General features: G+C 69.6%; 11 protein-coding genes. 7 read left to right on the top strand and 4 right to left on the bottom strand.

Annotated features, from left to right (window positions below):
• The 4 genes from ABFY07_RS41960 to ABFY07_RS41975 form a co-directional block, all read left to right on the top strand.
• The coding region (locus tag ABFY07_RS41960; RefSeq protein ID WP_346179512.1) for a carboxyl transferase domain-containing protein at nucleotides 1–134 on the top strand (134 nt) is incomplete at its 5' end.
• Between the two features lie 30 nt (nucleotides 135–164).
• Entirely contained in the window at nucleotides 165–371 is a 207-nt protein-coding gene (locus tag ABFY07_RS41965; protein ID WP_428837113.1) for an acyl-CoA carboxylase subunit epsilon, read from the top strand.
• 111 nt (nucleotides 372–482) lie between these two features.
• Entirely contained in the window at nucleotides 483–665 is a 183-nt protein-coding gene (locus ABFY07_RS41970) for a hypothetical protein (RefSeq protein ID WP_143615463.1), read from the top strand.
• A complete protein-coding gene (locus tag ABFY07_RS41975) occupies nucleotides 662–2410 on the top strand; it encodes an acetyl/propionyl/methylcrotonyl-CoA carboxylase subunit alpha (RefSeq protein ID WP_346179513.1) in 1749 nt (582 codons plus the stop codon). Before ABFY07_RS41970 ends, ABFY07_RS41975 begins: the two co-directional genes overlap by 4 nt.
• 158 nt (nucleotides 2411–2568) lie before the next feature.
• Here the strand turns inward: ABFY07_RS41975 and ABFY07_RS41980 are convergent, their stop codons facing one another.
• Nucleotides 2569–2865 carry an ATP-binding protein gene (locus ABFY07_RS41980; RefSeq protein WP_428837114.1) on the bottom strand — a complete coding sequence of 99 codons (297 nt, stop codon included), beginning with the start codon at nucleotides 2863–2865 and terminating at the stop codon, nucleotides 2569–2571.
• On the opposite strand from ABFY07_RS41980, the gene ABFY07_RS43370 reads away from it, so the two are divergent.
• The 3 genes from ABFY07_RS43370 to ABFY07_RS41990 all read left to right on the top strand — a co-directional run bounded on the left by ABFY07_RS43370 (nucleotide 2797) and on the right by ABFY07_RS41990 (nucleotide 5185).
• Complete coding sequence (locus ABFY07_RS43370; protein ID WP_428837115.1) at nucleotides 2797–2964, top strand: hypothetical protein; 168 nt, start codon at nucleotides 2797–2799, stop codon at nucleotides 2962–2964. The two genes, ABFY07_RS41980 and ABFY07_RS43370, sit on opposite strands and share 69 nt — an antisense overlap.
• 257 nt (nucleotides 2965–3221) lie before the next feature.
• Nucleotides 3222–3914 (top strand): FadR/GntR family transcriptional regulator, encoded by a 693-nt coding sequence (locus tag ABFY07_RS41985; protein WP_346179507.1) that lies wholly within the window; start codon nucleotides 3222–3224, stop codon nucleotides 3912–3914.
• A complete protein-coding gene (locus ABFY07_RS41990; RefSeq protein WP_346179508.1) occupies nucleotides 3911–5185 on the top strand; it encodes a CynX/NimT family MFS transporter in 1275 nt (424 codons plus the stop codon). The genes ABFY07_RS41985 and ABFY07_RS41990 overlap by 4 nt, the downstream gene beginning before the upstream one ends.
• A gap of 174 nt (nucleotides 5186–5359) precedes the next feature.
• On the opposite strand, the gene ABFY07_RS41995 is transcribed toward ABFY07_RS41990, so the two are convergent.
• The 3 genes from ABFY07_RS41995 to ABFY07_RS42005 all read right to left on the bottom strand — a co-directional run bounded on the left by ABFY07_RS41995 (nucleotide 5360) and on the right by ABFY07_RS42005 (nucleotide 10404).
• Nucleotides 5360–6025 carry an adenylate kinase gene (locus tag ABFY07_RS41995; RefSeq protein ID WP_346179509.1) on the bottom strand — a complete coding sequence of 222 codons (666 nt, stop codon included), beginning with the start codon at nucleotides 6023–6025 and terminating at the stop codon, nucleotides 5360–5362.
• 247 nt (nucleotides 6026–6272) lie between these two features.
• Nucleotides 6273–8615 carry a transketolase-like TK C-terminal-containing protein gene (locus ABFY07_RS42000; RefSeq protein ID WP_346179510.1) on the bottom strand — a complete coding sequence of 781 codons (2343 nt, stop codon included), beginning with the start codon at nucleotides 8613–8615 and terminating at the stop codon, nucleotides 6273–6275.
• Between the two features lie 223 nt (nucleotides 8616–8838).
• Nucleotides 8839–10404, bottom strand: a complete 1566-nt coding sequence (locus tag ABFY07_RS42005) for an acyl--CoA ligase family protein (RefSeq protein WP_346179511.1) — start codon at nucleotides 10402–10404, stop codon at nucleotides 8839–8841.
• Between the last annotated feature and the right edge of the window lie 246 nt (nucleotides 10405–10650).

Here is a 10650-nt window from a genome sequence, read left to right on the forward strand (position 1 = left end):
CCGCCGAACGCGGCTACGTCGACGCGGTGATCATGCCCTCCGACACCCGCCGCCACATCGTCCGCGGCCTGCGCGCGCTCCGCAACAAGCGCGAGAGCCTCCCCCCGAAGAAGCACGGCAACATCCCCCTCTGACCTCACGGGCTCCGGAAAGGGCTGCCAATGGTGTTCACGGTCGTACGGGGCAACCCCACTCACGAAGAGCTGGCCGCCGCGCTCGCGGTGATCCAAGCCCGCGCCGCGGCGGCCTCAGCCGTCCCTGCGACGCCGCGGCGACCGGACGAGTGGACGGTCAGAACCCGCAACATCCGGCGCAGCGCGCCGCCCCCGCCGGGCCCGGCGGCGTGGCGCAGCTCCTACTGGCCACGCTGAGGAACCCATGGGGCCCGCATTCCGATGTCGTCGCACAAGGAACCGCGAACTCCCCGGCCCCGGCCTCCGGTGGGGTCCTCCCGCCCCGCTGACCATTCGAACGGAGAGACCATGAAGACTCCGCAACACCGGACAGCTCGCGCCCGTGCCGCGCCGGTGCCGGACGCCCGTATCGTCGCGCCCGGGCTCGACGGCCACGGCCGCGGCGCCAACGTCATCGCCCGGGTCCCGCGAGACACCGGCTACGAGGTCATCGACACCGCCCCGAACCACACCCTGGAGCCGACATGCTGACGAAGGTGCTCATCGCCAACCGTGGCGAAATCGCGGTCCGCGTTGCCCGTGCCTGCCGGGATGCCGGGATCGCGAGCGTAGCCGTCTACGCCGATCCGGACCGGGACGCGGTGCATGTGCGCGCGGCCGACGAAGCCTACGCGCTGGGCGGTGACACACCAGCGGCCAGCTACCTCGACCAGGCCAAGGTCCTGGCCGCCGCCGCCGAATCCGGCGCCGACGCCGTCCACCCCGGCTACGGCTTCCTGTCCGAGAACGCCGAGTTCGCCCAGGCCGTCCTCGACGCCGGCCTGACCTGGATCGGCCCCCCGCCCCAGGCCATCCGCGACCTCGGGGACAAGGTCGCCGCCCGCCACATCGCCCAGCGGGCCGGCGCCCCCCTGGTCGCCGGCACCCCCGACCCCGTCTCCGGCGCCCAGGACGTCGTGGCCTTCGCCGAACAGCACGGCCTGCCCATCGCCATCAAGGCCGCCTTCGGCGGCGGCGGCCGCGGTCTGAAGGTCGCCCGTACGATGGAGGAGGTCCCCGAGCTCTACGACTCCGCCGTCCGCGAGGCCGTGGCCGCCTTCGGCCGCGGCGAATGCTTCGTCGAGCGCTACCTCGACAAGCCCCGGCACGTGGAGACCCAGTGCCTGGCCGACACCCACGGCAACGTCGTGGTCGTCTCCACCCGCGACTGCTCCCTCCAGCGCCGCCATCAAAAGCTCGTCGAGGAGGCCCCTGCCCCGTTCCTGAGCGAGGAGCAGAACGCGGAGCTGTACCGGGCGTCGAAGGCCATCCTCAAGGAGGCGGGCTATGTCGGGGCGGGGACGGTGGAGTTCCTGGTCGGCGACGACGGCACGATCTCTTTTCTGGAGGTCAACACCCGTTTGCAGGTGGAGCATCCGGTCACCGAGGAGGTCACCGGTATCGACCTGGTGCGGGAGATGTTCCGCATCGCCGACGGGGAGGCCATCGGCTATGACGACCCGCCGATGCGCGGGCACTCCTTCGAGTTCCGGATCAATGGTGAGGACCCGGGCCGTAACTTCCTGCCCGCTCCGGGCACGGTGACGTCCTTCGTGCCGCCGGCCGGGCCGGGGGTTCGGCTGGACGCGGGGGTGGAGTCCGGGTCGGTGATCGGCCCGGCGTGGGACTCCCTGCTGGCCAAGCTGATCGTCACCGGTGCCACGCGGAGCCAGGCGCTGCAGCGGGCGGCCCGCGCGCTGGCGGAGTTCCAGGTCGAGGGGATGGCCACGGCGATCCCGTTCCACCGGGCGGTGGTGGTGGACCCGGCCTTCACCAGCGAGCCGTTCACCATCCACACCCGCTGGATCGAGACCGAGTTCCACAACACCATCGCCCCGTTCACCCCGACCGGCACGGACGAGGCGGAGGAGCCCACCGGCCGCGAGACCGTCGTCGTCGAGGTCGGCGGCAAACGCCTGGAGGTCTCGCTGCCCGCCTCCCTGGGCGTGGCCACCGCCCCCGGGGGCGGCTCGAAGAAGCCCAAGCGCAAGGCGGTCAAGAAGTCGGGGGCCGCCGCCTCCGGCGACGCCCTGGCCTCCCCGATGCAGGGCACCATCGTCAAGGTCGCCGTGGCCGAGGGCGACACGGTGGCCGAGGGCGACCTCATCGTGGTCCTGGAAGCCATGAAGATGGAACAGCCCATCAACGCCCACCGCCCGGGCACCGTCAAGGGCCTGCGCGCCGAGGTCGGCGCGTCCATCACCTCGGGCGCGGTCATCTGCGAGATCAAGGACTGACGGAATGATCACTGCGGCGCCACTCGGACCCCAGGATCGACTGGCGCTTCCGCTGTCCTCGGCAGGATCAGCCGACCGCCCGGCGGGGCCATAACGCGTCGCCGGTCAGGCTCCGTGACGTCCGGGTACGTGCCGCCAGAGCTCGCGAAGGGCGTGGGCTATTGGATTTCCGCCCATCGAGTGGTCCCGCCTCGGCAGGTCGTGGTTCCGGAGCGGGCGGACAGTGCGGCGACGATGGCGCTCCCGCGGCCGCTCTCCTCGGGCTGCCGAGGACTGCCGCCGTGGTGGCGCGGCAGCGCTGGGCCCGCGTCAGTGACCTCGATGCGGACAGCGCACGCGGCCCGGCCACCCTGCCGGGACAAGCAGAGCGAGGCGGGGGGAAGGGCATGAACGACCGCATTGGTGATCAGTTCGGAGACGACCAGAAGCGCGTCGTCCGCAAGGTCCGGGGGGATGCGCCACTGTTGCATGGCGCGAGCGGCGCGTCGGCGGACGGCGGCAAGACCTTCTGGAAAGGGAGGCAGAGGGAAGACCACGTCTGTCCGAGCGGATGAGACTGTCTCGAGGCTGTTGCCGCACTTCACGGGCAGGTTGTGAGTCATGGTGCTGTCCTGGGGGGTGTTCCCGGTGGGACGGGAGACGACGTCCGTACCGACTCTTCCGTCGTAATTGACGACTAACGTTATGGGCGAATCACATTCAACGTATGTCCTGATATAGGGGCAGTCAAGGCGTGAAACGGGAGAGAAAAAGTTAGTGTTCAGTAACACGTCTCGCACAGATGTCAGACATTCGGTGTTAGGGTCACCTTATGAACGATCTTCAGGCGCCGCGCCGCGTGGCGAGCTTGTCGGCGCAACTGGTGGACACCCTTCGCGAGCAGATCACATCCGGCGCATGGCCCGTGGGGATGCGGATTCCGCCCGAACACGAGCTGGTCGAGCGACTCGGTGTCGGGCGTACAACGGTGCGCGAGGCGCTCGGCGCGCTGGTGCATCTGGGCCTGCTGGAGGCCCGGAAGGGTGACGGGACGTACGTCCGGGCATCGAGTGAAATGCACTCGGTACTGATGAGACGCGCCAACACCTCGAGGTGGAGCGACGTGCTGGAACTGCGCGCGGTGCTGGAAGAGTACGCCTCGGGCTTGGCCGCGTTGCGGCGTACCGAAGACGATCTGGACCGTCTGAGGCACCTCCTCGACGAGGCCGAGGCGACAGCGGATTCAGCGGAGATGGCCGCCGTCGCGGAGATCGATACCCGCTTCCACCAGGCCGTGGTGAGTGCCAGCGGGAACGCCCTTCTCACCGAGGTGTACGACGTCCTCAGCATCGCAGTCACCGAACAGGTCGGCGGCACGCTCTGGCCCAGCGCGACGGCCGCGGAGCACAGCCTTCTGCACAGGCGTCTCGTTGAGGCGATCGCCGCCCAGGACGAGGTCGGTGCACGCTACTGCGCCACCGAGATCGTGAAGCTCACCGAGACCGGAACGGAACGGCAGAAGTGACCACCTCGAGGAACTCCCCCGCCGGCCTCACCACGGCTACGAAGGCCGACCGGATCACCATCCCGAAGACCCCGGTCACTACGCCCGCCCTTTCGGCCGGCCTCTTGATCGCGATCCTTTTGGTGGCGGCCAACCTACGCGTGACCTTGACGGGTGTGGGCACACTGCTGCCGGCCATCGAGCACGACACCGGGTTGACCGCGTCAGAGGGTGGCGTACTGAGCACCCTGCCGCTGTTTGTGTTCGCTGTGACTTCGCCCTTTGTCGGGCGCACCTCGCACCGGGTCGGCACCACCCGCCTCCTCGTGGCGGCCCTCGCAGTGCTGGCAGCGGGCACCGTGATCCGGTCCCTGCCTTCGCTTGCCTGTTTGTTCGCCGGAACCGTGATCCTCTCGGTGGCGATAGCGGTGGGCAACGTCCTGCTGCCCACGGTGATCCGCACCCACGTGCCCGGCTCGCGAGTTCATACCGTCAGCGCTCTCTACGTCACCGCTATGGGAATGGTCGCCGCTCTGTCGTCCGGCATCTCCGTCCCGCTTGCCGAGGTCCTGCCCGGAACCTGGCGCTCTGCCCTGGCCTGGGGAGTAGTCGTCGCCGTCGCCGCTCTCGCCGTGTGGCTGCCTCGGCTCCGCGGGTCCCGCCCCGACGGCGGCGTACGGTCCCGTGGGACACACGCTGCCACCCCATGGCGATCCTGGCTGGCGTGGCAGGTGTCCTTCTTCATGGGCCTGCAATCCCTTGCCTTCTACACCGCCGTCGCCTGGCTGCCCAGCATCCTCAGTCAGCAGGGCATGAGCACCACAGCTGCCGGCTGGATGCTGTTCTATTACCAGCTCGTCGCGCTGGTCACGAGCATGTTGCTGCCTTTGATCACTCGGGGCCGCCACGACCAGCGCTTCGCTGCGGCCGCGGGCTCGGCGATCGTCGCCGCAGGCTTCGCGCTTCTGCTCCTCTTTCCAGCGCTCACACTCGCGGCGTGCACTCTTCTCGGGTTGGGCGCCGGTGCCTGTCTCGTACTCGCCCTGAGCTTCCAAAGCCAACGTGCCACTGGTCCCAGCGAGACCACAGCCCTGGCCGGGATGGCTCAGTCCATCGGCTATCTCGTCGCCGCGGCCGGGCCCCTCCTCCTGGGCGTCCTCCACGACACCACCGGCAGCTGGACTGGTGCTCTCCTTCTCCTCACCGCATTGAGCCTGGTCATGGCCGCTGCCGGTTATGGCGCGGGACGCGACCGTCACGTTCGCACCCGACCTGACCGCGAGACGGACTGACGCGCTCCGAGGTCTCGCGGAAGCGCTGCCCGACCTCGCTCCCCAAGGGGCGACGGCATGTTCTCGTACTGCCGTCGCCCCCGCCACCCACCGTTGCGGCCGAGCACTCCGCTCCGGGCATCCGCCCGCCGCCGCAATCGTGGTGGTGGATGGTGGTGGAAGACGTGCCGACGGCTACTTGCCGTCGTCCTCGCGCCGCTTGAGGGCTTCCAGCGCCCGGCGCGTGACCTCGTCCACCGGGCCCAGGGAGGAGATCGTGACCGCCAGGCCCCGCGTCTTGTAGTACTCGATGATGGGCTCGGTCTGCGTGTGGTAGACCGCGAGCCGCCTGCGGACGGTCTCCTCGGAGTCGTCGTCGCGCTGGTACAGCTCACCGCCGCAGACGTCACACACGCCCTGCTTCTTCGACGGGCGGTACGACACGTGGAACACGTGTGCCGACCGGCTGCGGCAGACGCGTCGGCCGGCGATGCGCTTGATGACCTCTCCCTCGGGGGCTTCGAGGTCAAGGACCGCGTCCAGCTTGGTGGCCTCGGCCCTCAACAGTTCGTCGAGCGCCTCGGCCTGCGAGACGTTGCGTGGGAAACCGTCGAGCAGGAAGCCGTTCTCGGCATCCGGCTGTCGCATGCGGTCCTTCGCCATCGCGATGGTGAGCTCGTCGGGGACGAGGGTGCCGGCGTCCATGCAGACCTTCGCGCGTTTCCCGAGCTCGGTCCGCCGGCTGATGTTGGCCCGGAACAGATCGCCCGTGGAGATGTGAGGGACCGACAGCTTCCCGGCCAGGCGTATGGCCTGAGTGCCCTTTCCGGCACCCGGCGGCCCAACGAGGACGATGCGCATCAGTGGAGGCGCTCTTCGTCATCGCGCTGCTGGAGCTCATCGGCGAGGGAGGCGCCTGCCGACGGCTTCTCGACTCCGCTCAGAAGCTTCATCACATGTCCAATCGTCTGGGTGGAGCGTCTGCTCACTCGCCGCGGGAAGGGTGGACAGGTTGGTTTCGGCCGTCCTGCGGCACGGCGCGGCTTGTCAGGGCGGATGCCGCGCCGTGCCGCCGGACGGAGTGGGTGGGGAGCTGCCGGGTTCTCGCTCAGTCGATGAGGTCGAGGGCGGTGGTGACGATGCTGTCTGTGTCGATGCGGTGGTAGCGGTAGACGTCCTCGATCGCCCCGGACTGGCCGAACCGGGTCACGCCGAGGGTGCTGACGGGAACGTTCTGGACCGTGCTCAGGAAGGCCAGGGTGTGGGGATGCCCGTCCAGGACGGTGACCAGCGGGGTGGCCCGGTCCAGGGGGAAGACCTGGTCGAGGATCCAGGCCGGGTCGTCCGACAGGCCGCGACGGGCCTGGAGCGCGCGGAAGAGCAGGTCCGGGCTGGTCACGCACACGACGTCGGCCCCGTGCCCGAGGGCGGCGAGCCGGTCGGCGGCGGCCAGGGCCTCCGGGACCAAAGCACCCATCGCGGCGAGTGTCACCACGGGCTTCTCGTGCTGCCGCAGCCGGTAGGCCCCGGCGGTCACATGCCGGCGACGGCGTTCGCGAGCGGCCGGGTCGCTGGGCACGGCGGCTGTCGACTGGTCGATGGGCCGGGTCGACAGCCGCAGATAGGCCGACCTGCCTTCTGGAGTGGCCAAGTTGCCGAGTGCGGCGAGCAGGCACCATTCGGTGTCGATGGCGAACGCCGGCTCATAGGCGACGCAGCCGGGCTGTTCAATGCCCAGCGAGGGGGTGGTGATCGACTGATGAGCACCGCCTTCCGGGGCGAGGGTGACACCGGAAGGGGTGCCGACAAGGATCGACTGGCCACCGGCATAGATGCCGAACGACCAGGGCTCCAGTGCCCGGTTGACGAAGGGATCGTAGACGACGCCGATCGGCAGCAGCGGCTGGCCCCACCGGCTCCAGGTGGCGCCCAGTTCGCCGAGGAGACCGACCAGGTTGGTCTCGGCGATGCCCAGCTCCACGTGCTGGCCGGCCGGCTGCTCGCGCCAGTGCAGGATGGTCTCGGCGTCGTCGGCGAACCAGTCGGTGCGCTCGGTGGGCGACCACACGCCCACCTTGTTGAGCCAGCCACCCAGGTTGGTGGAGGAGCTGACGTCCGGGCTGACGGTGACGATCCGGGCGGCCGCCTCCGGCGCCCGCCGGGTGAGATCCAGCAGGACGCGGCCGAGAGCCTGCTGAGTGTTCCCTATGCCGGTGGGGGCCGGGCGCCCCAGGTCGGCGGGGACCGCAGGGGGCTTCTGGAGCACCTGTGGGGGGCGGCGCAGCCGCTGGGCGGCCGCCGCGCACAGGGCCGCTTCCGCCGAACCCTCGCCGAAACGCGTCCACGGGTGGTCGGGATCGGTTCCCAGGCGGTCGGCCAGGGCGGTCATCTGGTCGGCCGTCAGGAGCGAGGAGTGGTTCTGCGGGTGGCCCTCGGTGGGGAGCCCGTAGCCCTTGACCGTGTAGGCGAAGATCACGGTCGGGCGGGTGTCGTCGACACCGGCGAACGCGTCCAACAGCGCGCCGATGTCGTGGCCGCCCAGGTTGCGCAGCGCCGCCAGGAGCGAGGCGTCGTCCAGGGGGGCGATGAGGTCGGCGATCGGCCCGGCGGTCGAGCCGGTGCCGGGCAAGCGCTCGCGCAGCTCGTCGGCGGAGCAGCGCAGCAGGCGCTGGTATTCGGGGTTGCCCATGACATCGATACGAGCGCGCAGGGCCTCACCGCCGGGCCGCTCGAACAACTCCTTCAGGAAACGCCCGTACTTGAGGGAGATCACCTGCCAGCCGGCCGCGGCGAACATGCCCTGGAGCTTGTCCGCGGCGATGCCGGGGATGACTCGGTCGAGAGACTGCCGGTTGAGGTCGACGACCCACACCACTTCGCCCAGACCCGGCACCATCGAATCCTGGATGGCTTCCCAGATCGCGCCTTCGTCCAGCTCGGCGTCGCCGAGCAGGGAGTACTGGCGCCCCCTCCCGCCACCGCCGAAGCGCCCCTCCACGTAGCGCCGGGCGAGAGCCCCCCACAGGGGAGCGGTGGCGCCGATACCGACCGAACCGGTGGAGTAGTCGACCGGGTCGGGGTCCTTGGAACGACTGGGGTAGCTCTGCAGACCGCCGAAGGCACGCAGCGTGGTCAGGTAGGACTCGTCCAGCTCGCCCAGCAGGTAGTTGATGGCGTGCAGCACCGGTGAGGCATGAGGCTTGACCGACACCCGGTCCTCGGCAGTCAGTGCGTGAAACCACAGCGCCGTCATGATCGAGGTCATCGAGGCACTGGACGCCTGGTGACCGCCCACCTTCAGCCCCGAAGGGTTCGGCCGCACCCGATTGGCGTGGTCGATGATCGCGGTGGACAGCCACAGCACCCGCTGTTCGACCGACTCCAGCGCCGCGAGCTCCTCCGCCTGGGCAGGACCGCCGTTGCCGCCGGCCGACCTCAGTTCCGCGACCATCACAGACCACCTCCGCATTCGGCACCATGCCTCAGGAATTTCGCGTTGTGCTCCGCCAGAAGACGGGACAGTTCCACGCCTGCACAAGACGTTTGTTTCAGATCGAGCACTCTGCTCGCATTCGGGCCACCTGACCGGCCGGCCCGGGGCGCTGGACGGTGCGGGCACGAGGTTTGACACTCCCCGACGACGACCTCGCGTGCCACCGGTCCGGTCCCCACGTTCACCGGATGCGGCTCTCGCTCCCGGCCCATGCCTTGTCCCGCAACACGAACTTCTGGATCTTCCCGGTGGAGGTCTTCGGCAGCTCGGTGAATGTGACCGTCTTCGGCGCCTTGAACCGGGCCAGCCTGCCCCGCACATGCTCGATGATCTCCGCCTCGGTGGCCGTAGCACCTTCCCGCAGGCTCACATACGCGGCGGGGACCTCACCCCAGCGCTCGTCCGGCACCGCGATCACCGCCGCCTCCAGTACCGCCGGATGATCCATGATCGCCTGCTCCACCTCCACCGACGCGATGTTCTCCCCACCCGAGATGATCACGTCCTTCGAGCGGTCACGCAGCTCCACGTACCCGTCGGGGTGCAGGATGCCGATGTCCCCGGTCCGGAACCATCCGTCCGGCACCGCTGCCCGGGTGGCCTCCGGGTCGTCGAGGTAGCCGAGCATGAGGTTGTTGCCACGCAACGCGATCTGCCCCGTGGTGACACCGTCCGCGGGGACGTCCGTGCCGTCGTCCGCGATCACCCGCGGCACGCACGAGATCATGTTCCCGACGCCCTGGCGCGCCTTGAGCCGCGCTTGTGCCGCGGCGTCGCGGTCGTTCCACTCCGGGCGCCAGTCGCACAGCATCGCCGGGCCGTACGTCTCGGTCAGCCCGTACAGGTGCGTGACCTCGAACCCCAGCTCCGCCGTCCGCCGCAGGATCGCCGGCGACGGTGGCGCCCCACCGGTGGCGATCCGCACCGTGCGGTCCAGTGGTGCGGCCTCTTGGGCGTAGGCGATCATCGACAGCACCGTCGGCGCCCCGTTGAGGTGCGTGACGCCCTCCTCCCGGAGCAGTCGCCAGATCTCCGCCGGATCCACCTTGGGCAGGCAGACGTGCGTCCCAGCCGCCGCGGTCACCGCCCACGGAAACGTCCATCCGTTGCAGTGGAACATCGGCAGCGTCCACAGGTGCACGCTCGACGGCGTGAGTCCGGTGTGCCCCACCATCGCCACGGCCTGCAGGAACGCGCCCCGGTGGTGGTACATCACGCCTTTCGGGCGGCCCGTGGTCCCCGAGGTGTAGTTGATCGACAGCAGCGCCCGTTCGTCGGTCGGGGTCAGATGCAGCGGCTCCGCCGCGGCCAGCAGATCCTCGTATTCGCGCCCCGCCCTGATCCGGTGCGGTGGGGCGTCCAGCCGGGCGAGGGCCTCGTCCACCAACGCGTCGAACGACGGGTCCTGGATCAGCACGGACGCCTTGGAGTGCTCCAGGATGTACGCGACCTCGCCCGCCGACAGCCGGTTGTTCACCGCGACCAGCGGCACCCCGGCCCACGGCACCCCGTAGTGCGCCTCCAGCGACACATGCGTGTTCGGCGCCAGCACCGCCACCGGACGCCCCCCGGCCAACGGGGCCAACCCGCCCGCCAACCGCTGACACCGATCACGCAGTTCCGCATAGGTCCACCGGGACCGCCCGTCCACCACCGCGACCCGATCCCCATGCGCCGCCGCCGCACGATCCAGATACGACGTCGGGGTCAACGGCTCGAAGGACAAGGAGCCCAGGTCGCTGGTCATCGCACCGCTCCGGGCGCCGGCGCGCCGGTCGTGATCGTGATGTTGCCGGTGCCGTGGTGGTAGAGGTCGGTCATCGGTGGGTCTCCTTGTGGTGTGTGGGGTTGTGGGGGGAGTGGAATTGGCGGAGTGCTTCTTGGTGGGCGGGGCGTGCGGCTCGGATGTCGGCGAGTACGTCGTCGGCGGGGCGGACGACGTTGCGGGGGTTTTTGAAGTGGGGGATCACGTACTTGCCGAAGAGTTCGATGG

This window comes from Streptomyces sparsogenes subsp. cuspidosporus (genome assembly GCF_039532705.1).
Taxonomy (GTDB): Bacteria; Actinomycetota; Actinomycetes; order Streptomycetales; family Streptomycetaceae; genus Streptomyces; species Streptomyces sparsogenes.